This is a genomic window from Schaalia sp. (assembly GCF_050312375.1).
In the GTDB taxonomy this organism is placed as follows: domain Bacteria; phylum Actinomycetota; class Actinomycetes; order Actinomycetales; family Actinomycetaceae; genus Pauljensenia; species Pauljensenia hyovaginalis.
The window spans coordinates 1-22,772 of record NZ_JBNOYB010000012.1 but is presented as its reverse complement, the minus strand read 5'-3'; the positions used below and the strand labels follow the sequence as shown (position 1 = coordinate 22,772).

Sequence of the window (22,772 nt, the reverse complement as noted above, 5' to 3'; positions counted from 1 at the left end):
GTGTATCGAGCCGCGAGCCCCGCTCCCGCAGGCACCCCTCCGAAGACTCCCCGCTACGAGGCGGGATAGACTGAGCAGAACCTCGCACGAAGGACACGCGCATGCCGTTGAACCCCCGCAGGGCCTTTCAGCTCCTCAAGGAAGATCTTCAGACCGCGCGTCGCCGCGACCCCGCGGCCACCTCCACCCTCGAAGTGGCCCTCACCTATCCCGGAGTCCACGCCCTGTGGGCGCACCGCGTCTCGCATGCGCTCTGGCGGCGAGGGGCCCATCTGCCCGCCAGGATGCTCTCCTCGGCGAGCCGCTCCGTCACCGGAGTCGACATCCATCCCGCCGCACGGATCGGCAGACGCGTCTTCATCGACCATGCGACCGGCGTCGTGATCGGGGCTACAGCCGAGGTCGGCGAAGACGTCGTCATCTTCCACGGCGTGACCCTCGGCGGCGTGTCGATGACCCCGGGCAAGCGCCATCCCACCGTCGGCGATCACGTGATGATCGGGGCGGGAGCGAAGGTCCTCGGCCCGATCACGATCGGGAACGGCGTGAAGGTCGGGGCGAACGCCGTCGTCGTCAAGGACGTGCCCTGCGGCAATGTCGCCATCGGCGTCCCGGCCCGCCTCATCCCCAAGGCCTGCGAGGACACGGAGGACGACGACCTCATCATCGATCCCTCCTACTTCCTCACCGAGCCCGAGCTCTACATCTGACAGACCCCGGCGCCCCCTCCTGCTGGCGCTCGCGATCCCGACGCGCGGAACGGATGGAAAACCCGCGCATGTGATGCGCGCCACCTATGCTGGATTCATGGAACAGCGCACACTTCACGCACAGGTGGATGCGTTGACCGATGTCGATCGCCCGGCAGGAGTCGAGATCGCGACGCTCACCCGTTACGACATCCCCGTGCTCGCGGTCCTCGACCTGGACGCCTACGGCTTCGAGACGACCCCCGAAGCACTCCTCCAGGCCTCCGAAGAGCTCCGCATGACCTTCGACGGCGCATTCGGCGCGACGACGGACGACTCCTTCGTCGGAGCCTGGGACGGGGGCACCCTGGTCGGGGCGATCCTCGTCGTCCGCGAATCGCCCTGGGACGACGCACCCGACGGCCCCTTCGTCGTCGACCTCATCGTCGACCCCGAGTACCGCAGACGCGGCATCGCCACCGCCCTCGTCGGCGAGATCGCACGGCGCTGCAAGGACTGGGGGTACGACTCGCTCGCCCTGAGGATCGACGCGCGGCACGCGGGCGCCGCCGAACTCTACGACGACCTCGGCTTCGAGGACGTCGACTGACCCCGCCCCTTCGCTCAGCGGCTCACCTCTGGCACGACGGGCACCAGAACAGGCGCCGGTTCTGCATGAGCGCCTCGCGGATCGGCGTGCCGCAGCGCAAGCAGGGCCTGCCCGTGCGGTGATACACGTACCAGCGCGAGGCCTCCTCATCGCCTTCGAGGGGAGGATCCGGGGCCTCATCGGGATCCATGGTCTCCAGACGGCCCGCAGCCAAACCGCGATTCATGAGATCGCAGATCAGCACCCACAGCTCCTTCAAGCGCTTGACGGAAACATTCGCCCCCTTGCGATGCGGTGAGATCCCCGCGAGGAACAGGGCGTCGGCGCGATAGATGTTCCCCACGCCCGCGATGATCGACTGGTCCATCACGATCTCGCCGATCGCCCGCTTCTTCGCATGAGCCGTCTCGGCGAAGCGCGCGGCAGCATCCTCATCATCCCGCGCGCCGCGTTCTAAAGGATCGGGGCCGAGCCGCGCCTCGACCGCCTCGCGCTCGGCATCCGTGATGAGCTCGCAGCGATTCGGGCCGACGAGATCGGCGACCGCATGCGCGTTGTACATGCGGAAACGGACCTGGCCGACCGGTGCGGGCGGGTCCCAGGTGCCCGCTTCGGCCTCGCCGAAGCCCTCCCCCCATCGGGTCTCCGAATGGCCGTTCCACTCCCCCGCCGGAACGGGGGGCACGCGGTGCGCCACGCCGTAGCCCTCATCGACGACGGTCTCGTCGCCGTTGAAGCGCCACCACCCGTAGAGCCCCAGGTGGATGTGCATCCACTCCTCGGGAGGCCCTCCGCCTTCGCCCTCGGCGACGAAGCCGATGAACATGTGCTTGCCGTGAACGCGGACGGCCTGAAGGACCTTCCCGTCGATCCGGGCCGCAGAAGCGGCGAAGCGGCCCTGCGGCGAAGACGCGACGACCCCGCCGCCCTCGAAGAGCTCGGTGATCGTTCCTGCGAGCCGACGAATCGCATCGCCTTCGGGCATGTCGCCTCCTTCATCTCGGCTCCGCGGCACGACCCCCATGAATGCGGCCCCCCGAATCGAATCGAGGGGCCGCACCATCGCGGATCATCAGCGCGGAAGCACCACGTTCACCAGCGAAGGGGCGCGCACGATCACCTTCAGCGGATCGCGGCCGTCGAGCAGCTTGACGATCGGCCCCTGGGCGAGCGCCTCCTCACGCAATTCATCTTCGCCGATCGAGGGCGAAACTTCGAGGCGAGCGCGCACCTTGCCGTTGACCTGGACGATCGCCGTCACCGTCTCCTCGATGAGGAGGGACTCGTCGGCGACGACCGGGAAGGGCTCACGGGCGAGGGACTCGGCGTGCCCGAGACGCATCCACAGCTCCTCGGCGATGTGCGGGGCCACCGGGGAGACCATGAGGATGAGCGCCTCGACCGCCTCGCGCGGAGCGGCTTCAAGGCCGGTCAGGTGGTTGTTGAGAACGATGAGCTTCGCGATCGCCGTGTTCACGCGCATGTTCTCGTACTCGACCGTGACATCCGCGATCGTGCGCGCGACGAGGCGCTTCGTCTCGAGATCCGCCTCGCCCTCGCTGATCGTGAGCTCACCGGTCTCCTCGTCGACGACATTGCGCCACAGGCGCTGGAGGAAGCGCTGCGAGCCGACGACCGCGCGGGTCTCCCAGGGGCGCGAAAGGTCGAGCGGGCCCATGCTCATCTCGTACACGCGGAAGACGTCGGCGCCGTACGCCTCGTACATCTCATCGGGCGTGACGATGTTCTTCAGCGACTTGCCCATCTTCCCGTACTCGCGGTTGACGGGCTCGCCCCTGTAGGTGAATCCGGCGGTCTCATCGCCCTCGACCTCGTCGGCGGGGACGTACTGGCCGCGCGCGTCGGTGTAGGCGTAAGCCTGGACGTAACCCTGGTTGAAGAGGGTGTGGTAGGGCTCAGCATCCGGGACGTGCCCGAGGTCGAAGAGGACCTTCTGCCAGAAGCGCGAATAGAGCAGGTGGAGCACCGCGTGCTCGACGCCGCCGACGTACAGGTCGGTGCCGCCGGACTCCTTGCCCTCGCGCCCGCCCATCCAGTAGGCCAGGTTCTCCGGAGCGGCGAGGGCGTCGTCGTTCTTCGGGTCGGTGTAGCGCATCTCGTACCAGCACGAACCGGCCCACTGGGGCATCGTGTTCGTCTCGCGACGGTAGGTCCTCTGTCCGTCGCCGAGGTCGAGCTCGACATTCACCCACTCCTCGGCGCGGCCGAGCGGCGCCTCGGGCTCGGAGTCCGCATCGTCGGGATCGAAGGTCCGCGGCGAGTAGTCGGAGACCTCGGGAAGCTCGACGGGGAGCCGGTCCTCGGGCAGGGCGTGCGGCAGGCCGTCCTCGTCCCACACGATCGGGAAGGGCTCGCCCCAGTAGCGCTGACGCGAGAAGAGCCAGTCGCGCAGACGGTAGGTCACCGCTTTGCGGCCGACCCCCTTCTCCTCGAGCCAGGCGATCATCGCCGCCTTCGCCTCGTCCTTGCCGAGGCCGTCGAGCGAGACCTCGTCATTGCGCGAGTCCACGGCGACGCCGTCTCCGACGTAGGCGCTCTCGGACAGGTCATGACCGTAAGGATCCTCGGCCGGGCCGATCGTCCGGATGACCTCGAGCTCGTACTTGCGGGCGAACTCCCAGTCGCGATCGTCATGGGCGGGCACCGCCATGATCGCACCGGTCCCGTAACCCCACAGGACGTAATCGGCGACGAAGACCGGGATCTCGCGGCCGTTCACCGGGTCCACTCCGAAGAAACCGGTGAAGACGCCGGTCTTGACGCGCTCTTCATCGGCGCGCTCCGCCTCGGACTTGGAGGCGGCCTGGGCGCGGTAGGCGGCGACCGCCTCGCGCGGACTCGCGGCTCCACCGGTCCAGGCGTCCTTCGTGCCCGCGGGCCACTGCGCGGGCACCGTGAGCGCCTCGGCGTCCTGGGCGTCGCCGGCGAAGGTGCCGCCGAGGATCGGGTGCTCGGGGGCGACGACCATGAAGGTCGCTCCGAACAGGGTGTCGGGACGCGTCGTGTAGACCTCGAGCTCCCTCGGGGACGCACCCGCGCCCTCGGCGCCGGGCACCGGGAAGACGACGCGCGCGCCCTCGGAGCGGCCGATCCAGTTGCGCTGCATCGCGCGGACCTTATCGGGCCAGTCGATCGTGTCGAGATCATCGGCGAGGCGCTTGCCGTAGGCGGTGATCCGCATCATCCACTGGCGCAGGCTCCGCTTGAAGACCGGGTAGTTGCCGCGCTCGGAGCGGCCGTCGGCCGTGACCTCCTCATTCGCGAGGACGGTGCCCAGGCCCGGGCACCAGTTGACGGGCGCCTCGGAGACGTAGGCGAGGCGGAAGGAGTCGACGACCTTCGCGCGTTCGACGCGATCGAGTTCCGCCCAGGCCCGGCCGTCGGGAACGGCGACCTCGCCGGAGGCCAGCTTCGCCTCGAGTTCTCCGATCGGACGCGCCGCGCCGAGGGAGCCGTCCGGGGCGATCGCCGTCTCATCGAACCAGGAGTTGAAGATCTGGAGGAAGATCCACTGCGTCCACTTCACGTACTCGGTGTCCGTCGTCGCCAGCGAGCGGCGACGGTCGTGGGACAGGCCGAGGCGACGGAGCTGACGGCGCATGTTCGCGATGTTCTGCTCGGTCGTGATCCGCGGATGCTGGCCCGTCTGGACCGCGTACTGCTCGGCGGGCAGGCCGAAGGCGTCGTAGCCCATCGTGTACAGGACGTTCTCGCCCTTCATCCGGTGGAAGCGCGCCACGGTGTCGGTCGCGATGTAGCCGAGGGGGTGGCCGACATGCAGGCCCTTGCCCGAGGGGTAGGGGAACATGTCGAGGAGGAAGAAGGGCTTCGCCTCCGAAAGGGGGCCCGCGAAGTCGCCGACCGGGTTGTCCGCGTTGAAGGTCCCCCGCTCGTCCCACCGGTCCTGCCACGCGGTCTCGATATCGCCTGCGAGTTCAGCGGTGTACCGATGTGCGGGTTCCATGCCCGGCGTCTGGCTCATATGGGGCCCTCCCCTTCTCCACGTTCGACATGTGCGGCCCTGACAAGGGTAGACCATCGTTTCCTCGCGAAGCCCTGGCGACCACTGGTCGGAGCGGGGTGGAAGGGGTGAGAATGAGCGCATGACAACCGTCTTCGAGAAGATCATCTCCGGTGAATGGGCCGGCCGCTTCGCATGGGCCGATGAGGTGTGCGTCGCCTTCGCCACGATCGAGCCGACCGCGCCCGGCCACGTCCTCGTCGTCCCGCGCGAGCCGTACCCGAAATGGACCGACGCCCCGACCGACGTCGCCTCCCACCTCATGCGCGTCGCCCGCATCATCGGCCTCGCCCAGGAGAAGGCCTTCGGGGTGCCGAGGGCGGGCCTGGTCATCGCGGGTTTCGAGGTGCCGCACACTCACCTCCATGTGATCCCGCTGCGCACCGAGGCCGATGTCCTCCTTTCGAACGCCGCGCAGGCGAGCGGCGAAGAGCTCGACGAGGCGATGCTCCGTCTGCGCGAGGCTCTCCTCGCACAGGGGCACACCGCGCACGTCCCCGAGGACATGGGCTCGGCGGCGCTCGCCTGAACGGGGCCGCCCCGCGCTCAGGCGTCGAGGGGCGTCACCTGCACGAGTCGAGCGGTTGAGCCCGATATGCGGATCCCGGTCCGCTCCTCGACGTCGAGGACCAGGCCCTCGCCGCGCCGTCGGACGAGCCGTACGCGCGCATCGAGTCGGAGCCCTGCGGCATCGAGATCGCGCAGCGTCTGCGGATCCTCGTCCGAGAGCCGCGCGACGCTCGCCCATTCCCCCTCGACCATGTCCGCCAGCGGGAGCATCGGCCTGGTCTCCACTGCGCCCGAGGCATCGGGGATCGGATCGCCGTGCGGATCGCGATTCGGATGGCCGAGCGCCGCGTCGATGTGATCGAGGAGGCGATCGGTCACGGCGTGTTCGAGGATCTCCGCTTCTTCGTGCACCTCATCCCACTCGAAGTCGAGGTGCTCGTGCAGGTAGGTCTCGAGGAGCCGATGGCGCCGGACCATTGCGATCGCCAGCGCGCGCCCCTCATCCGTGAAGTGCACTCGCCGATAGGGCTCGTGCGTGACGAGCCCCTGCGAGGCGAGCCTCGCGACGTTCTCCGACGCCGTCGAGGCCACGACCCCCATTCGCGCCGCCAAGTCGTTCACGGAGATCCCGTCCTCCCCGGCTTCTTCACAACTCCACATCGCCTTGAGGTAGTCCTGAGCGACTTGTGTTGCGCGCGGTTCCCCGCCTGACCTGCGAGTCACTCCAGCCATGCGCCCCCCGATTCGATTCTGTGGCGGTCTTCTCACCACGCATTTTTGCATCGATCCTGCTCTGGCGGTACAGTGGTGTCTCGGTCGCAAGACCCCCGCGTCATTAGCTCAATTGGCAGAGCAGCTGACTCTTAATCAGCGGGTTGAGGGTTCAAGTCCCCCATGACGCACGCCAGGCGGCGCGACCGGATCGGTCGCGCCGCTTCTTTTTCATTCGCGCTGCGGGCGGGTGGTGATAAGTCGGACAAGGGGCTGTGGGCCGTCGGCGACAAGTCGGATAAGAGACTGCGCGCCGCTGGCAACAAGTCGGACAAGGGGCTGCGGGCCGCCGGCGACAAGTCGGACAGTGGGTTACTGGCAGACGGTCACAAGTCGGACGGAGCCGTCCCCGTGTGAAACAAATGTGAGCGCTGACCTGCAAATACGGTCGGAACCTCAACTCGCTCTGTCCTAGTTGTTGTCAAGGTTGGAACAGGACGAGTCCGAGTTGTCGCCACAGCCCGAGCAGGGGATGTCCGAGTTGTTGCCGAGGCTGGAACAAGGTGCGTCCGACTCGTCACCGAGCCCGAGTCCGGCGCACGGCCCCGCCCTCGTCCCCGGGACGCCACGAATCCCGGGGACGTACGCCTAGCGGTCGAGGCCGAGTTCCTTGCGGATACGCGCCACGTGCCCGGTCGCCTTGACGTTGTACTTCGCGAGGCGGACGAGACCGTCCCCGCCGACGACGACCGTCGACCGGATGATCCCCTCATAGACCTTGCCGTAGTTCTTCTTCTCGCCCCACGCGCCCCAGGCGAGAAGAATCTCATGCTCGGGATCGGACACGAGGGGGAAGTTGAGCGACTGCTTCTCGGCGAAACGCTCGAGAGCGGGCATCGGGTCGGCGCTCACGCCGACCACCGTGTAGCCCGCGCCCTTGAACGAATTGAGCGAGTCCCTGAAATCGCAGGCCTCAGCCGTGCACCCGGGAGTCGAGGCCTTCGGGTAGAAGTAGACGACCACCCCCTCGTCCGCCTGAGCGAGGAGCTCCGACAGAGTGATCGTCCCCCGCGTCGATTCCGCCGTGAAGTCGGGCGCCTGCGCGCCTTCGCTGAGCTGTGCCATGGTCGAGAGTCTAGGGCCGTCCGAATAGGATCGCCCGACGACGCTCGACGCCTCCCGTGCCTTAGCCTGGCCGCATTCCCATCCTCACAAGGAGCGCACCGTGATCGAGGCCCATCCCGTTCTCACTCTGATCCCGCCGATTCTCGCGATCGCCCTCGTCATCACGACGAAGCGGGTGCTCGCCTCGCTCGCCGCCGGCGTCGTCTCCGCGGCCTTCCTCGTTGCCGATGGATCACTCACCAAGACGGCCGTCCTCGTGTGGAACTCCTTCGCGCAGATCTTCTGGTCCGAGGGCGCGATCAACGCCTACTACGTCCTGATCCTCGTCTTCCTCCTCACGCTCGGCATCATCACCTCCCTCGTCCTCATGGCCGGCGGCACGGGAGCCTTCACGGAATGGACGATGACGAAGATCACGTCCCGTCGCGGCGCTCAGATCCTCGCAGCGGCCCTGGGCACTGCGATCTTCGTCGACGACTACTTCAACGCGCTCGCCGTCGGGCAGGTCGCGCGTCCGGTTTCCGATCGTCACAAGGTCTCGAGGGCGAAGCTCGCCTACCTCATCGATTCCTCCTCCGCACCCGTGGCCGTGCTCGCGCCCTTCTCCTCCTGGGGCGCCTCGATCATCGGCATCATGGCCCCGATCGTCGCCGCCGCCGCGATCGACGTCTCCGATGCGGGCGCCTTCATCCGCTCAGCGGGCATGAACTACTACGCGATCGGCGCGATCGTCCTGCTCTGGCTCACGGTCGTCTTCGAGGTCGACTTCGGCTCGATGCGCCGCGAGGAGCGGCGCGCCGTCGAATCCGGGGATCTCTTCGCCCCGGAGGCCCAAGTGCCCGGCCAGCTCACCGACAGCCTGCCCCGCCACGAGCCCGGGGCGAAGCGCGCGCTCATCGTCCCCTTCCTCATCCTCGTCGCCGGCGTCCTGGGCGGGATCACCTGGACCGGCCACTCGGCCTCGGGCTCGTGGAGCGCCCTCGAGATCCTCGCGAACACCGACGTCGCGCTCTCCCTCAACATCGGCGGCGCCCTCGGCCTCGTCTCGGCGGCCTACTACTACTTCCACTACACGCACGAGGATCCCCTCTTCGAGGTGAGGACCGCCCTCAAGGGCGTCGTCGAGGGGGCGCGCTCGATGCTCCCCGCGATCGAGATCCTCCTCCTCGCGTGGATGCTCGGCTCGCTCATCTCCGAGCTCGGCACCGGCGCCTATCTCGGCGGACTCGTTGAGGCGGCGAAGGTCCCCGCCGCCTGGCTGATCCCCCTCCTCTTCATCGTCGCGGGCGCGATGGCCTTCGCGACCGGCACCTCGTGGGGCTCCTTCGGCATCCTCCTGCCGATCGCCGGCGAGATCATGTCCGCCGTCCCCGGCGGAGGTGAGCTCCTCATCCCCGCTTTCGGCGCGGTCCTCGCCGGCGCCGTCTTCGGCGATCACTGCTCGCCGATCTCGGATACGACGATCCTCTCCTCGACGGGTGCGGGCTGCAACCACATCACGCACGTGAACACGCAGCTCCCTTACGCCCTCGCGGGCGCCGGCGCATCATTGCTCGGATACGTCGTCTACGCCCTGACGTTCAACGGGATCATCGGCCTCATCGTCGTCATCGCCGCGCTCGTCGCGCTGACGGTCCTCGTCCGGACGCGTCTGCCCCTCATCGGACGAGTTGAGGCGGACTCCGCCCGCTGAGGCGCGCGGCTGGCGGAAGAGCCGCGACCCCTATCGCCGAAGCCGCCTCACGGAAGCGGCCGCACCCCGATCCCCGGCGGGAACGCGCGGGAGAGCCCGGTGCGCAAGATGGGACTCGAACCCACACGTCAAAGACACTGGAACCTAAATCCAGCGCGTCTGCCAATTCCGCCACTTGCGCGCCCCTCCATCCTAAGGGGAAGTGGAGCTCGGGCCCGACTCAGGCGTTGCCCGCGCCCCGACGGGCCCTCTCGATCGTCGCCTCGCCGATGACCCGCGAACCGCGGTAGAAGACCGCCGACTGGCCTGCGGCGACCCCGCGGATCGGGCGGGCGAGGCGAACGGTCAGCGCCGGCTCTCCCCCTTCGCGAGCGGCTCCGGCATCCGAATGAGTCAGTGATGCGAGCGGAACGGCTTCGCCGTGGGCCCTCACCTGGACGAAGAGATCCGCGGTCCCGATCGCGGCACCGGCACCGCCCTCGTCCCCGAGGTCATCCGGCGCCAACCACACGACCTCGGTGCAGGCGATCTCGTCAACGCGGAGCAGTTCCGAAGCGCCGACGACCACCTCGTTCGTCGCGGGACGGGTTTCGAGGACATAGCGGGGGCGCCCATCGGCCGCGGGCCGGTCGATGCGCAGACCCTTGCGCTGCCCGACTGTGAAGTTCCAATAGCCCTCGTGCGAGCCGAGCGCCTCGCCCTCGGGAGTGACGATCCTGCCGGGCGCGCCGCCGAGCCTCGCGCGCAGGAAGCCGCGGGTATCGCCGTCGGGGATGAAGCAGATGTCGTAGGAGTCGGGTTTGTCGCAGACCCCCAGGCCGCGCGCCTCCGCTTCGGCGCGCACCTGCGCCTTCGAAGCCGCATCGCCCAGGGGCAGCAGGACCCTCGACAGTTCCGAGCGCCCCATGACGGCGAGCACGTAGGACTGGTCCTTGAGCGGATCGGCGCCGCGATGCAGCTCCGGGCCCGCGGGCCCCTCGACGATCGACGCGTAGTGGCCGGTGCAGACGGCGTCGAAGCCGAGGGCGCGCGCGCGTTCGGCGAGCTCGCGGAATTTCACGAACTCGTTGCAGCGCACGCAGGGGTTGGGGGTGCGGCCGAGGGAGTACTGCTCGACGAAGTCCTCGATGACGGTCTTCTCGAAGTCCTCGGCGAGGTCCCACACGTAGAAGGGGATCCCCATGATCTCCGCGGCCCGCGCGGCGTCCCCCGCATCTTCGACCGAGCAGCAGCCGCGCGAACCGATCCGGCATTCGAGGGGCTGGGAGGAAAGGGCCATGTGGACGCCGACGACCTCGTGACCGGCGTCGACGGCGCGAGCGGCGGCGACGGCGGAATCGACGCCGCCCGAAAGCGCGGCGAGGACGCGCATCATGACCTCCTCGACGACGAACGCGCCGCGCGGGAGCCCTCGCGCTCATCAAGGGCGCGCCCGGCGGCGAGGGCCCGAGGGAGTGCGCGGAGGAAGGCCTCGATGTCCTCCGAAGCGGTCGAGGGCCCGGTCGAGACCCGCAGAGCCCCGAGCGCCTCGGCCTCGCTCGCACCCATGGCGAGTCGGACCGCGGAGGGACGCGTGACGCCCGCATGGCACGCCGATCCGGCCGAGACGGCGATGCCCGCCGCATCCATCGCCATGAGAACCGCCTCGGGATGCGAGGTCGGGATCGACAGGTGGATGATGGTCGGCGAGGCGAGCTCCGGATCGACGCTCGGGCGGATCGGCGCCCCCAGCGAATCGCTCGCGGCGTTCAGGCCGTCGAGGAGCTGTTCACGCAATTCGAGCGCGTGTGCGCGTCGCGCACTGCGCTCCCGCACCGTCTCCTCCAGCGCGGCGGCCAGGGCGCACGCGCCGGCGACATCGGGGGTTCCCGAACGCAGGCCCCGTTCGTGCCCGCCGCCGGGCCGGTCCGTGCGCAGAGGCGTCCCCCTCTTCACGAGGAGGACCCCGGTGCCCACGGGGGCCCCGATCTTGTGCCCCCCGAGGGAGAGCAGATCGACGCCGAGCCCGGAGAAATCCGCATCCAGCACGCCCACGGCCTGCGCGGCGTCGGTATGGACGAGGGCGCGGCCGCCCGTCGCCGCGGCCTCGGGAGCGGCGGCCGTAAGCGCTTCGACGAGGCTCCCGAGCGGTTGGATCGTTCCGATCTCCGAACTCACCAGCGTCAGGGAGGCCACCGCCAGGGAATCCGCGTCGGCCGACAGGAGTGCGGGATCGACCTCGACGACGCCGGAGGGCGCGACCTTGAGGCGCGAGACCTCGAAGCCCTCATCGGCCAGGCCCTGCGCCTGCTCGCCGACCGCGTCGTGCTCGACCTCGGACAGCAGGACGCGGGTGCGCCCGGGGGCGAGGGCGCGGACCGCACGAGCCGCCCCCGCGACTGCGAGCGCATCGGATTCGGTGGCGCCCGACACGAGGACGACCTCGGCGCGCTCGGCCCCCAGGGCGACCCCGATCCGTTCCCGGGCGTCTTCGAGCATCCGCCTGGCCCTGCGGCCTCCGGCGTGAAGCGACGCGGGATTGCCCGGTTCGAGCGCGAGAGCGCGTTGCGCCTCGACCCACGCCTCGCGCGCGCAATCGAGGATCGGCGAGGTCGCCGCGTGATCGAGGTAGTGCGTCACGGCGTCAGTTCTCGCCGCGAGCCGCCCGGATCGCCTCAAGGGCCTGGGGCACGACCTCGAAGAGATCGCCCACGACGCCGAAGTCGGCGATCTCGAAGATCGGCGCGTCCGGGTCGTCGCACACGGCGACGATGTGCGCGCTCGACTGCATGCCGACCGTGTGGTGGATCGCTCCGGAGACGCCGAGGCCGATGTAGAGCTTCGGCGAGATGTTCGCACCGGTCTGGCCGATCTGAAGGTTCCTCGGCGCCCATCCCTCATCGGCGACGACTCGCGTGGCTCCGACTGCGGCGCCGAGCTCATCGGCGAGCGCGTCCACGACCGACATGTCGCCGTTGGTGCCGCGGCCCGCGACGACGACGACATCGGCGTCGGCGAGGCTGACGCGGCCGGTTCCGCCCTCGGCGGTGGAGGAGACGACCTCCACGGCACCGGCTTCCGGGCTCACCTCGAAGTCGACGTCCTCGATCACGGGGGCGGTCGGCGTCGCGGCGGGGACGACGCCGTGAGCGCCGGTCTTCACGGTGGCGACGGGCAGGGCCCCCTCTACGCGGATCCGGTTCGTCCAGGTCCCCGCGAGCGCGACCGTCGTCGCGATGAGGGCCTCGCCCTCGACCTCGAGGGCGGTCGCGTCCGCGACGACACCGGAGTCGAGGCGCATCGCGACCCGGGAGGCGACTTCCCGTCCCCGGTAGGACGAGGGCACGAGGAAGGCGCCGTAGCGGTCGTCGGCGATGCAGGCGAGGACCGCGTCGGCGACGACGCCGCTCACCCTCGGGGCGAGATCGTCGAGCCTCGGGCGCAGGATCCTCTCCACACCGAGGGCGCCGAGGGCGGGGGCGTCGGGCGTTGACGGGAGGGCGACGACGTGAACCCCTCCGCCGGTGAGCTCCTTCGCGAGCGAGATCACCTGTGCGGAAGCGGGGGTGAGGCGCCATGCGCCGTCGTCGCCGCGCTGGTGCTCGACGAGGACGAGGATCGGGGTGTTGAGAAGGTCGGTCATCGTCACTTCACCACTTCGAGGAGGTAGGCGGCGAGGCGCTCGCCGGCGTCGCCAGAGTCGGGGATGATCGTGCCGGGGCCGTCCTTCAGCACTTCCGCGGATTCGAGGACTTCGAGGACCCTCGGGCGGTCCGCGATCAGCGCGCCGGCGCGGGTCGCGGCGATCTCGTCCAGGCCCCAGGAGTCCATCGGCTTCTTCCGGGCCGCCTTCATCGCCGCGAAGGCCGGGTAGCGGGGCTCGTTGATCTGGTCGGTCACCGAGACGACGAGGGGCATCGGGGCTGCGAGCACGTCCTCGTACCCGTCGGCGTTGCGCGCGATCGTGGCCGTGCGGGCATCGAGGTCGACCTCGATGGAGTGCGCGAGGCCGAGGAGGGGCATTCCGAGCCGGGTGGCGAGGGCGGCCGGGAGCATGGAGGTCATCGAGTCGAGCGAGGCCATGCCGGTGACGACCACGTCGATCGGCTCCTCCTCCCCGAGGCGCTGGACCGCGGCGGCGAGGACCGTCGCGGTCAGGCCCGCATCGGCGCCCTCGAGTCGCTCATCGGTGACGAGGACCCCCCTGTCGGCGCCGAGTTGGAGCGCGCGGAGCAGGGCGTCCTCGGCGTCCTCGGGGCCCATGGTGAGGGCGATGACTTCGCCGCCGTGCTCCTCGACGAGCTGAACGGCGGCTTCCACCGCGTTCTCATCGAGCTCGTTGAGGACATCGTCCTCTCCTCGGACGATCCTGCGATCCTCGAAACGTCGATCCGACTGCATGTCGGGGACGTGCTTGACGCACACGATGATTCTCATGGGCCTAGACTGCCACACTCGCACCGCTTCACTCAGCGGGGGTCGGCACTCCATGGCGAAGCGCACATCTTGGGGCCCGCGACGGCGTTTGTGCGCCACGGGAGCCGTTTCCCGGTATTCCTCCGCCGCGCGGCCTAGTCTTATTGGCTGTAACGTTCGCCTCGACCGCTAAAGAGGCGTGCGCGGCGCGCGCCGCAAGAGGAGGGGGATCATGACCGGGGACTTCGCCCACGACCATCATGCCGCGTACGCGAAAGTCGTGGAGCCCCATCCCGTCCCCCGTCGCCTCGGCGTCTCGCTGCGCCCGGACGGCCTGGACGTCTCAGTCGTGGCGCGCAGCGCCACCGCGGTCGAGTTCTGCGTGCTCGAACCCGACTCCACGGAGACCCGCTATCCCCTGCTCGCCTCGAACGAGGGGATCTGGCACGGGCGCATTCCCGGGCGGGGCGCGGGGACGCGCTACGGATTCCGCGTGCACGGGCCCTGGGACCCCGACGCGGGGCTGTTCCACAATCCTTCGAAGTTCCTCCTCGACCCGTACGGCCGCGGCATCGAGGGCGGCGTCGACATGGGGCCCGCCGTCTACGCCCACATGGTCGACGACGAGCTGTACCCCGCCGCCTACCCCTTCAAGCGCTCCCCCCTGGATTCTCGCGGGCACGTCCCCGTCTCGGTCGTCGTCGACAATCGTTTCGCCGTCGCCCCCAAGCCCCGGATCCCCTGGGAGAAGACGATCGTCTACGAGATCCACGTCAAGGGCTTCACGAAGAACATGCCCGGCGTTCCCGCCGAGCTCCAGGGGACTTACGCGGGCCTGGCGCATCCGGCATCGGTCGACTACCTCAAGCGGCTGGGCGTCACCTCGGTCGAGCTCCTCCCCGTCCACGCCAAATGCGAGGAGGCCTTCCTCGCCGAACGGGGGCTGACGAACTACTGGGGGTACTCGACACTCTCCTTCTTCGCCCCCGAACCGGGATACGCGACGCCTGCGGCGCGCAGGAACGGGGCGCAAGCCGTCGTCGACGAGTTCCGCGGCATGGTGTCGATCCTCCATCAGGCCGGGATCGAAGTCATCCTCGACGTCGTCTACAACCACACCTGCGAAGGCGGGGACGGGGGCCCCACCCTGTCGTGGCGGGGCTTCGATTCCCCCCTCTACTACCGGCACACGAACACCCGGCCGACTCAGAGCATCGACGACACGGGCACGGGCAACACCGTGAACTTCGATGAGCCCGCGACCATGGCGATGGTGCTCGATTCACTCCGGTACTGGACGACCTCGATGGGGGTGGACGGCTTCCGCTTCGATCTCGCCGCGACCCTCGGGCGCTTCTCGACGGGATTCACCCCCATGCACCCCCTCCTCGTCGCGATGGCCACCGACCCTGAGATCGGCACCTGCAAGCTCATCGCCGAGCCCTGGGACATCGGGCCCGGCGGTTGGCAGACCGGCAATTTCCCCCTGCCGTTCTCCGAATGGAACGACCACTACCGCGGCGCCCTGCGCGGTTTCTGGCTCTCCGACGTCAAGTCCCTCATCGAGGGCCGAGGGGCCTCCGGGCCGAACAACCTCGCGACGCGGCTGGCCGGTTCCCGCGATGTCTACGACCACGGGAAGGGCCGCGGTCGCGGCCCGCGGGCGTCGATCAACTTCATCACCGCCCATGACGGCTTCACCCTGGCCGATCTCACGGCCTTCGACGCCAAGCACAACTGGGCGAACCTCGAGGGGAACCGAGACGGCTCGAACGACAACCGCTCGTGGAACCACGGGATCGAGGGCTGGGTCGCCTCGACGCTCTCCTCCACGGCCGAGGCGGCCGCCGCGCGCCCCGGTGAGGAGGGCGAGGAGCTCGTCTACTGGAGGCGCCGCCGCTCCCAGCGCAACCTGCTCACGATGCTGCTGATCTCGGCCGGGACTCCGATGCTCCTCGGCGGCGACGAATTCGCGCGCACTCAGTTCGGCAACAACAACGCCTACTGCCAGGATTCGCCGATCTCCTGGCTCGACTGGAACCTCTCCGCCCCCCAGCTCGATCAGCTCGCCCTCACCCGGTGGCTCATCGCCCTGCGCTCGGCGCACCCCGTCCTGCGCCCCGACGTCTACGCCAGCGGCGTCCCGTATCACGCAGACACAGTGCCCGACGTCTCCTGGCACACGGCCCAGGGCGATCCGATGCCGAACGAGGGCTGGACCCGATCGGAGAACCGCGTCTTCCAGATGCTCCGCTCAGGGGCGCGCTGGTCGGATCGCGACGCCCTCGTCATCGTGAACGGGACCTTGGAGCCCCAGGAGGTGCGCCTTCCCGAGGGCCACGGCCTCGATTGGCTCGTCGCCGTCGACACCGCGTGGGGTCCGATCGACGAAGCGATCCCGCCCTCGACCGATCCGCTCGCACTCAGCCTCGATCTCGAGCAGGTCGCTCATCAAGACACCGTGTCGATCGCGCCGATCTCGGTGAAAGTCCTCCTGTCCGACATCGCGGTGCAGGCGCGGGAATGAGCCGGGGCGGCGCCTCGCGATAGGATCTGCCCATGACCTCCAGTGAAGATGCCCTCGCCAATTCCACTTCCGACGCGTCGCTCGCGCGCTCGAAGGCGCGCTCGGCCGAAATCGACCGGGCGATCGATGAGGATCCCTCGCGCTTCCGGATCCTGACCGGCGACCGTCCCACGGGGCACCTCCACCTCGGCCATTACTTCGGGACCCTGCGCAATCGGGTCCTCCTCCAGGAGCGGGGCGTGGAGACCTGGGTGCTCATCGCCGACTACCAGGTCATCACCGACCGCGACGGCGTGGGCCCGATCCGCGAGCGCGTCCTCGCTCTCATCGCCGATTACATCGCCGCCGGCATCGATCCTGAGCGCTCGGTGATCTTCAACCACTCGGCGATCCCCGCGCTCAACCAGCTCATGCTCCCCTTCCTGTCGCTGGTCACCGAGTCCGAACTGCACCGCAATCCGACGGTCAAGGCCGAACTCGAGGCGACCGACGGCCGTGCGATGTCCGGGCTCATGCTCACCTACCCGGTGCATCAGGCGGCCGACATCCTCTTCTGCAAGGCGAATCTCGTGCCCGTCGGGCAGGATCAGCTCCCCCACCTGGAGCAGGCGCGCCTCATCGCCCAGCGCTTCGACAAGCGCTACGGCCGGGCCACTCCTGATCGTCCCGTCTTCCCGCGCCCCGAGGCGCTGCTCTCGGAGGTGCCCCTGCTGCTGGGCACCGACGGCACCAAGATGTCGAAGTCGCGCGGGAACACGATCGAACTCGGCATGAGCGCCGACGAGACCGCGAAGATCCTCAAGAAGGCGAAGACCGACGCCGAACGCCGCATCACCTTCGACCCGGTGAATCGCCCCGAGGTCTCCAACCTCCTGATGCTCGCGTCCTTGTCGACGGGGCGCGAACCCGCGGCGATCGCCGATGAGATCGGCGACAGGGGTGCGGGCGCCCTCAAGGCCTTCGTCACCGAGTCCCTGAATGAGATGTTCGCCCCTATGCGCGCACGGCGCGCGGAGCTCCTCGAGAACGAGGACTACCTGTGGTCGGTCCTGCGCGCCGGCGACGAGAAGGCGAATGAGCAGGCCAACAGGACCCTCGACGAGGTCCGCACCGCGATGCAGATGGACTACTGAGCGAGCGGCTCTCCGGGTGCCCTCAGACCCCTGAGGGCACCCTTTTTTATGCTCCCCGGGCCTCCTCAAGGCGCGCATATCCTTGCTGGTGGGCCTCGTGCCGAAGGTTTAGCTTTCGGGCTATGGACCTCACGCTCCCCTCCGCCGCCCGCGTCTCAACGGCTGCCCGCCCCGCCCCTGAACGCAAGCAGTCCGTCTCGCGGCGCCTCAACTGGTTGAGGGCCGGCGTCCTCGGCGCCAACGACGGCATCGTGTCGATCTCGGGCCTGCTCGTCGGCGTCGCCGCGGCCGATCCGACGAACACCCCCGCGATCGCGATCGCCGGCGTCGCCGGCATCGTCTCCGCCGCCCTTTCGATGTCGGTCGGCGAATACGTGTCGGTGTCGACCCAGAGGGACACGGAGCGCGAGCTCGTCCGCGTCCAGAAGAGCCTCCTCGAAGCCGATCCCGAGGGCCAGGAGCGCAAGCTCGCCGCCATGTGGGTCCGGCGCGGGCTCTCCGAGGAGACGGCCGCCCTCGTCGCAAGGGATCTTTCGCGTCACGACGCGCTCGACGCGCACCTGACGACCGAGCACAACATCGACCCGGACGACCTCACCAACCCCTGGGCGGCAGCGGGATCCTCATTCCTCGCCTTCCTCCTCGGCTCCCTCCTCCCCCTGCTCACGATGCTCGTCTTCCCGCCCGCGATGCGCATCCCCGCCACCTTCGTCGCGGTTCTCATCGCTCTGGCCCTCACCGGCTACGTGTCGGCGGCGCTCGGCGATGCGCCGCGCGGCCGTGCGGTGCTCCGCCTCCTCGTCGGCGGAGCGGCGGCGATGGCCCTCACCTTCGTCGTCGGCCGCGCCTTCGGGGTCGATGTCTGAGGATGGGGCGCTGGAGCGGATCGTGGGCGAAGCGCCCGCGACCGGCCCCCTCCTTTGGGTACCCTGGGTGGGGTGAGCGACATCCTCCTGCCCCGGATCCCCGTGACCGAACTCTTCCCCGTCGTCGAGGACGGCCGCCTGGCCGCCAAGGCGACGGAAGGGGAGCCATTCCCGATCCGAGCGACCGTCTTCCGCGAGGGCCACGACGCCTTCGCCGCCGAGGCGATCCTCCTCGATCCCGAGGGGTGCGAGCACTGCCGGGTCCCGATGGTGGACATCGCGCCGGGGCTGGACCGCTATGAGGCCTGGGTGATGCCGGATCGGCCCGGCGCGTGGAGCTTCCGCGTCGACTCCTGGTCGGACCCCTACGCCACCTGGCGTCACGATGCGACCGTCAAGATCGACGCCGGTGTCGATGTCGAGCTCATGCTCGAAGAAGGCGCGCGCCTCATGGAGCGCGCGATCGCCGGGGAGGCCCTCCTCAATCCGACTCAGCGCCCCGCCGCGCCCGAGGACGCCGCGGTGCTCGCCGATGCGGCCGCGCACCTGCGCGACCGGACCCGCTCCGCGCAGCAGCGCCTTTCAGCGGGGGTCTCCTCGCGGGTGCGCGCCGTGTTCCGCGCGCGCCCCCTGCGCGACCTGCTCGGGTCCTCCGCCGTTTACCCGCTCGCCGTCGCCCGGGAGAGGGCGCTCACCGGCAGCTGGTACGAGATCTTCCCGCGCTCATTCGGAGCCTTCCAGAACCCCGACGGCACCTGGGTCTCGGGCACTCTCAAGGCGGCCGCCGAGGGCCTTGAGAGGATCTCCGAAATGGGATTCGACGTCGTGTACCTCACCCCGATCCACCCGATCGGGACGACGAATCGCAAGGGCAGGAACAACGCCCTCGTCGCCGGGCCCGGCGACCCCGGCTCCCCCTACGGGATCGGAGCCGAAACCGGCGGCCACGAGGCGATCCACCCCGAGCTCGGCGATTTCGACGACTTCGACGCATTCGTGGAGCGCGCCCGTGGACTCGGACTCGAAGTGGCCCTCGACCTGGCCCTTCAATGCTCGCCCGATCATCCGTGGGTCAAGGCCCATCCCGAGTGGTTCACCTCTCGCGCCGACGGGACGATCGCTTACGCGGAGAACCCTCCGAAGAAGTACCAGGACATCTACCCCTTGAACTTCGACAACGACTACGCGGGCATCTACGCGGCGATCCGCGACGTGCTCGAGCTGTGGATCTCGCACGGGGTGACGATCTTCCGCGTCGACAATCCCCACACGAAGCCCGTCCGCTTCTGGCAGCAGCTCATCGCCGAGATCCGCGCGGCCCACCCCGAGGTGCTCTTCCTCGCAGAGGCCTTCACGCGCCCCGCCATGATGCGCACCCTCGGCGCGATCGGCTTCGACCAGTCCTACACCTACTTCGCCTGGAGGACCGGCAAGGAGGAGATCGAGGCCTACCTCGAAGAGGTCTCCGCCGAGACCGCTCATCTCATGCGCCCCACCTTCTGGCCGACGACGCATGACATCCTCACCCCTCAGATGACGAGCGGGGGCAGTGCGATCTTCGCCATCCGCGCGATGCTGGCCGCCCTCGGATCGCCGAACTGGGGCGTCTACTCCGGCTACGAATTCGTTGAGAACGTCCAGCGCCCCGGCTTCGAGGAATTCATCGACAACGAGAAGTACGAGTTCAGGCCCCGCGACTTCGCCGACGCCGAGCCCCTGGGGATCTCGCGTCTGCTCACCCTGCTCAACGCCGCCAGGGCGAAGCACCCCGCCCTCCGCCAGCTCCACTCCTTGACGATCCACCCGACCTCGCACCCCGACATCATCTGCTTCTCCAAGCAGATCGCCGGGCGCTTCACCGGCTCGAGCACGGACACCGTCATCTGCGTCGTCTCCTTGAACCCGCACGAGGGCGTTTCCGGCACCGTCGACATCGACTTGTCCGCCCTCGGCGTTGAAACCCCGGGGGGCAGGATCCGCGTCGTCGACGAACTCGACGGGCGGACCTACACCTGGGGGACGCGCAACTGGGTCGAGCTCTCCCCCGTCACGCGGCTCGGACACGTCCTCTCGGTCGAGCCCCTCCTCGACCTCGACCCCTGGGCGGCGACGCGGTGAATGCGCAGTTCACCGCGCACACGCGGTGAGCGGGTGAGAATCACCTCGACCTGAGCTGTCGCGCGGCTCACATCATCGCTTCGGACGTGGGACAATCGAGGCATGGAACCCGACATGACACCGTTGCCCGTCGACCCCTCAGTCCTCGACGCCGTCGGCAGCGGCAGCCACTACATGCCCCATGCCGTCCTCGGCGCCCACCTCGGTGAGAATTCCGTGACGATCAGGACGGTCCATCATCTCGCCGATGCCGTGGAGATCGTGACCGCCGACGACAGTTACGCCGCGGTCCACGAACGCGCCGGCGTGTGGGTGGCCGTGCTGCCCCTCACGGAGATCCCCGACTACCGGGTCCGCGTCACCTACGGCGATCAGATCACCCTCCTCGACGACCCCTACCACTACCTGCCGACCCTCGGGGAGATGGACACCTACCTCATCTCCGAAGGCCGCCACGAGCAGCTCTGGAAGGTCCTCGGCGCCCACGTCAAGCACTACGAGGGGGCGATGGGCCCGGTGTCCGGCGTCGCATTCGCCGTCTGGGCGCCCAATGCGCGCGCCGTGCGCGTCGTCGGCGATTTCAACTTCTGGGACGGCTCAGCGACCGCCATGCGCTCCCTGGGCGCTTCGGGCGTTTGGGAGATCTTCATCCCCGGGGTCGAGGTCGGCGCCCGCTACAAGTACGAGATCCAGGGCCCCGGGGGGAACTGGTTCCAGAAGGCCGACCCCCTCGCCCGCGCGACGGAGATCCCCCCCGCCACCGCATCGGTCGTCACGGACTACTTCCACGAATGGAGCGACGAGGAGTGGATGGCCTCCCGCGCGCAGCGCTCCGTCCACACCGGGCCGATGTCGATCTACGAGCTCCACGTCGGCTCTTGGAAGCAGGGCCTCGGCTACCGCGGACTCGCGGACGAGCTCGTCCCCTACCTCAAGGAGATGGGCTTCACGCACGTGGAGTTCATGCCGCTGGCCGAGCACCCCTTCGGCGGCTCCTGGGGCTACCAGGTGACCTCCTACTACGCTCCGACCTCGCGCTTCGGCACACCCGATGACTTCCGCTACCTCGTCGATGAGCTTCACAAGGCCGGGATCGGCGTCATCCTCGACTGGGTGCCCGCCCACTTCCCGAAGGACGACTGGGCCCTCGCCCGCTTCGACGGCACCCCCCTGTACGAGGATCCCGATCCGCTCCGCGGCGAGCACCCCGATTGGGGCACCTACGTCTTCAACTTCGGCCGACGGGAAGTGCGCAACTTCCTCGTCGCCAACGCCCTGTACTGGCTCGAGGACTTCCACATCGACGGCCTGCGCGTCGACGCCGTCGCCTCCATGCTCTACCTCGACTACTCGCGCAAGGACGGCCAGTGGCGCCCCAACCAGTACGGCGGCCGCGAGAACCTCGAAGCGATCGAATTCATCCAGGAGGCGAATGCGACCGCCTACAGGCGCCATCCCGGCATCGTCATGATCGCCGAGGAATCCACCGCTTGGCCGGGGGTCACCGCGCCGACGAGCGGAGGCGGCCTCGGCTTCGGCATGAAGTGGAACATGGGGTGGATGAACGACACCCTGCGCTACCTCAGCGAGGATCCGGTCAACAGGCGCTGGCACCACGGGGAGCTCACCTTCTCCCTCGTCTACGCCTTCTCGGAGAACTACATCCTGCCCCTTTCGCACGATGAAGTCGTCCACGGCAAGAACACCCTGGTCGAGAAGATGCCCGGGGACGACTGGCAGCGCTTCGCGGGCCTGCGCGCCCTCTTCGCCTACCAGTGGTCGCATCCGGGCAAGCAGCTCGTCTTCATGGGCCAGGAGATCGGCCAGCGCCAGGAGTGGAACGACTCCTACTCCCTCGACTGGTGGCTCACCGATTTCGAGGGGCACGCCGGGATCCAGCGCCTCGTCGCAGAGCTCAACCGGATCTACACGACCCACTCGGCGTTCTGGGATGACGACTACACGGGCTTCGAATGGATCGACGCCTCCGACGGCGATCACAACCTCATCTCCTACCTGCGCAAGGGCCAGCGCAACGGCACGCTCCAGCCCGTCGTCGTCTGCGCCGCCAACTTCGCCGGCAACCCGCACGAGGGCTACCGCATCGGCCTGCCCTTCGGCGGGGAGTGGACGGAGATCCTCAACACGGATGAGGAGGAGTTCGGAGGCTCGGGGGTGACCAACCCCGGCACGATCGTCGCGGAGGCGGTGCCGTGGAACGGGCGCCCCTTCTCGGTCGAGCTGCGCGTTCCGCCCCTCGGCGCGCTCTGGCTCGCGCCGGTGAGCCAGGAGGGCTGAGCGCCCACCCGCTTTGGAAGAACGGGCGTCCTCGGGCCGATCGGCCCGAGAGATC

Annotated in this window: 18 protein-coding genes and 2 tRNA genes; 11 read left to right on the top strand and 9 right to left on the bottom strand. The window is 68.9% G+C overall.

From position 1 onward, the window contains the following. Positions 1 to 101 precede the first annotated feature (101 nt). Together cysE and ACQY7V_RS00870 are read left to right on the top strand one after the other, a co-directional pair. A complete protein-coding gene (cysE, locus tag ACQY7V_RS00875) occupies positions 102 to 710 on the top strand; it encodes a serine O-acetyltransferase (protein WP_184452965.1) in 609 nt (202 codons plus the stop codon). Positions 711 to 807: 97 nt separating this feature from the next. After that, positions 808 to 1,299, top strand: coding sequence for a GNAT family N-acetyltransferase (locus ACQY7V_RS00870; protein WP_184452967.1), 492 nt, complete (start codon positions 808 to 810; stop codon positions 1,297 to 1,299). 22 nt (positions 1,300 to 1,321) lie between these two features. On the opposite strand, the gene ACQY7V_RS00865 is transcribed toward ACQY7V_RS00870, so the two are convergent. Further along, on the bottom strand, positions 1,322 to 2,284 hold the full coding sequence (locus ACQY7V_RS00865; protein ID WP_428638475.1) for an Fpg/Nei family DNA glycosylase: 963 nt from the start codon (positions 2,282 to 2,284) through the stop codon (positions 1,322 to 1,324). 87 nt (positions 2,285 to 2,371) lie between these two features. Beyond that, on the bottom strand, positions 2,372 to 5,302 hold the full coding sequence (locus ACQY7V_RS00860; RefSeq protein WP_428638472.1) for a leucine--tRNA ligase: 2,931 nt from the start codon (positions 5,300 to 5,302) through the stop codon (positions 2,372 to 2,374). A 121-nt stretch (positions 5,303 to 5,423) separates the two neighbouring features. On the opposite strand from ACQY7V_RS00860, the gene ACQY7V_RS00855 reads away from it, so the two are divergent. Next, complete coding sequence (locus tag ACQY7V_RS00855) at positions 5,424 to 5,870, top strand: HIT family protein (RefSeq protein ID WP_235361596.1); 447 nt, start codon at positions 5,424 to 5,426, stop codon at positions 5,868 to 5,870. 17 nt (positions 5,871 to 5,887) lie between these two features. Here the strand turns inward: ACQY7V_RS00855 and ACQY7V_RS00850 are convergent, their stop codons facing one another. Further along, positions 5,888 to 6,583 (bottom strand): metal-dependent transcriptional regulator, encoded by a 696-nt coding sequence (locus ACQY7V_RS00850; RefSeq protein WP_154477317.1) that lies wholly within the window; start codon positions 6,581 to 6,583, stop codon positions 5,888 to 5,890. Positions 6,584 to 6,680: 97 nt separating this feature from the next. Here ACQY7V_RS00850 and ACQY7V_RS00845 point away from each other — a divergent pair. Then, positions 6,681 to 6,753, top strand: a tRNA-Lys gene (locus tag ACQY7V_RS00845). Further along, a complete protein-coding gene (locus tag ACQY7V_RS00840; protein WP_428638470.1) occupies positions 6,746 to 6,979 on the top strand; it encodes a hypothetical protein in 234 nt (77 codons plus the stop codon). The genes ACQY7V_RS00845 and ACQY7V_RS00840 overlap by 8 nt, the downstream gene beginning before the upstream one ends. A 231-nt stretch (positions 6,980 to 7,210) precedes the next feature. On the opposite strand, the gene ACQY7V_RS00835 is transcribed toward ACQY7V_RS00840, so the two are convergent. Continuing rightward, positions 7,211 to 7,687: a peroxiredoxin gene (locus ACQY7V_RS00835; RefSeq protein ID WP_303775536.1), complete on the bottom strand. Its 477-nt coding sequence runs from the start codon at positions 7,685 to 7,687 to the stop codon at positions 7,211 to 7,213. Between the two features lie 100 nt (positions 7,688 to 7,787). Here ACQY7V_RS00835 and ACQY7V_RS00830 point away from each other — a divergent pair, with 100 nt between their 5' ends. Further along, positions 7,788 to 9,380: a Na+/H+ antiporter NhaC family protein gene (locus ACQY7V_RS00830; protein WP_428638468.1), complete on the top strand. Its 1,593-nt coding sequence runs from the start codon at positions 7,788 to 7,790 to the stop codon at positions 9,378 to 9,380. A gap of 100 nt (positions 9,381 to 9,480) precedes the next feature. Here the strand turns inward: ACQY7V_RS00830 and ACQY7V_RS00825 are convergent. The 5 genes from ACQY7V_RS00825 to ACQY7V_RS00805 form a co-directional block, all read right to left on the bottom strand. Further along, positions 9,481 to 9,561, bottom strand: a tRNA-Leu gene (locus tag ACQY7V_RS00825). 39 nt (positions 9,562 to 9,600) lie between these two features. Next, positions 9,601 to 10,752: a tRNA 2-thiouridine(34) synthase MnmA gene (gene mnmA, locus ACQY7V_RS00820; protein WP_277299091.1), complete on the bottom strand. Its 1,152-nt coding sequence runs from the start codon at positions 10,750 to 10,752 to the stop codon at positions 9,601 to 9,603. After that, on the bottom strand, positions 10,752 to 11,999 hold the full coding sequence (locus ACQY7V_RS00815) for a cysteine desulfurase family protein (protein WP_277299086.1): 1,248 nt from the start codon (positions 11,997 to 11,999) through the stop codon (positions 10,752 to 10,754). The genes mnmA and ACQY7V_RS00815 overlap by 1 nt, the downstream gene beginning before the upstream one ends. 4 nt (positions 12,000 to 12,003) lie before the next feature. Beyond that, positions 12,004 to 13,002 carry an electron transfer flavoprotein subunit alpha/FixB family protein gene (locus ACQY7V_RS00810; RefSeq protein WP_235361605.1) on the bottom strand — a complete coding sequence of 333 codons (999 nt, stop codon included), beginning with the start codon at positions 13,000 to 13,002 and terminating at the stop codon, positions 12,004 to 12,006. Positions 13,003 to 13,004: 2 nt separating this feature from the next. Continuing rightward, positions 13,005 to 13,796: an electron transfer flavoprotein subunit beta/FixA family protein gene (locus tag ACQY7V_RS00805; protein ID WP_277299087.1), complete on the bottom strand. Its 792-nt coding sequence runs from the start codon at positions 13,794 to 13,796 to the stop codon at positions 13,005 to 13,007. Between the two features lie 211 nt (positions 13,797 to 14,007). Here ACQY7V_RS00805 and glgX point away from each other — a divergent pair, with 211 nt between their 5' ends. The 5 genes from glgX to glgB all read left to right on the top strand — a co-directional run bounded on the left by glgX (position 14,008) and on the right by glgB (position 22,717). Beyond that, on the top strand, positions 14,008 to 16,302 hold the full coding sequence (gene glgX, locus ACQY7V_RS00800) for a glycogen debranching protein GlgX (RefSeq protein ID WP_277299088.1): 2,295 nt from the start codon (positions 14,008 to 14,010) through the stop codon (positions 16,300 to 16,302). A 32-nt stretch (positions 16,303 to 16,334) separates the two neighbouring features. Then, positions 16,335 to 17,435, top strand: coding sequence for a tryptophan--tRNA ligase (gene trpS, locus ACQY7V_RS00795; RefSeq protein ID WP_154477303.1), 1,101 nt, complete (start codon positions 16,335 to 16,337; stop codon positions 17,433 to 17,435). Between the two features lie 122 nt (positions 17,436 to 17,557). Beyond that, positions 17,558 to 18,301 (top strand): VIT1/CCC1 transporter family protein, encoded by a 744-nt coding sequence (locus ACQY7V_RS00790; protein ID WP_277299089.1) that lies wholly within the window; start codon positions 17,558 to 17,560, stop codon positions 18,299 to 18,301. Between the two features lie 72 nt (positions 18,302 to 18,373). After that, positions 18,374 to 20,419, top strand: coding sequence for an alpha-1,4-glucan--maltose-1-phosphate maltosyltransferase (locus ACQY7V_RS00785; RefSeq protein ID WP_303772387.1), 2,046 nt, complete (start codon positions 18,374 to 18,376; stop codon positions 20,417 to 20,419). Positions 20,420 to 20,521: 102 nt separating this feature from the next. Continuing rightward, on the top strand, positions 20,522 to 22,717 hold the full coding sequence (gene glgB, locus ACQY7V_RS00780) for a 1,4-alpha-glucan branching protein GlgB (RefSeq protein WP_154477298.1): 2,196 nt from the start codon (positions 20,522 to 20,524) through the stop codon (positions 22,715 to 22,717). Positions 22,718 to 22,772: the final 55 nt, after the last annotated feature.

Excerpts from the sequence above, each read along its gene's own strand:
- trpS (WP_154477303.1), top strand. The coding sequence starts at position 16,335 with ATGACCTCCAGTGAAGATGCCCTCGCCAATTCCACTTCCGACGCGTCG.
- ACQY7V_RS00790 (WP_277299089.1), top strand. The coding sequence starts at position 17,558 with ATGGACCTCACGCTCCCCTCCGCCGCCCGCGTCTCAACGGCTGCCCGC.
- ACQY7V_RS00850 (WP_154477317.1), bottom strand. The coding sequence starts at position 6,583 with ATGGCTGGAGTGACTCGCAGGTCAGGCGGGGAACCGCGCGCAACACAA.
- ACQY7V_RS00840 (WP_428638470.1), top strand. The coding sequence starts at position 6,746 with ATGACGCACGCCAGGCGGCGCGACCGGATCGGTCGCGCCGCTTCTTTT.
- ACQY7V_RS00870 (WP_184452967.1), top strand. The coding sequence starts at position 808 with ATGGAACAGCGCACACTTCACGCACAGGTGGATGCGTTGACCGATGTC.
- ACQY7V_RS00835 (WP_303775536.1), bottom strand. The coding sequence starts at position 7,687 with ATGGCACAGCTCAGCGAAGGCGCGCAGGCGCCCGACTTCACGGCGGAA.
- glgX (WP_277299088.1), top strand. The coding sequence starts at position 14,008 with ATGACCGGGGACTTCGCCCACGACCATCATGCCGCGTACGCGAAAGTC.
- mnmA (WP_277299091.1), bottom strand. The coding sequence starts at position 10,752 with ATGCGCGTCCTCGCCGCGCTTTCGGGCGGCGTCGATTCCGCCGTCGCC.
- ACQY7V_RS00805 (WP_277299087.1), bottom strand. The coding sequence starts at position 13,796 with ATGAGAATCATCGTGTGCGTCAAGCACGTCCCCGACATGCAGTCGGAT.
- ACQY7V_RS00855 (WP_235361596.1), top strand. The coding sequence starts at position 5,424 with ATGACAACCGTCTTCGAGAAGATCATCTCCGGTGAATGGGCCGGCCGC.
- ACQY7V_RS00810 (WP_235361605.1), bottom strand. The coding sequence starts at position 13,002 with ATGACCGACCTTCTCAACACCCCGATCCTCGTCCTCGTCGAGCACCAG.
- cysE (WP_184452965.1), top strand. The coding sequence starts at position 102 with ATGCCGTTGAACCCCCGCAGGGCCTTTCAGCTCCTCAAGGAAGATCTT.
- ACQY7V_RS00865 (WP_428638475.1), bottom strand. The coding sequence starts at position 2,284 with ATGCCCGAAGGCGATGCGATTCGTCGGCTCGCAGGAACGATCACCGAG.
- glgB (WP_154477298.1), top strand. The coding sequence starts at position 20,522 with ATGGAACCCGACATGACACCGTTGCCCGTCGACCCCTCAGTCCTCGAC.
- ACQY7V_RS00860 (WP_428638472.1), bottom strand. The coding sequence starts at position 5,302 with ATGAGCCAGACGCCGGGCATGGAACCCGCACATCGGTACACCGCTGAA.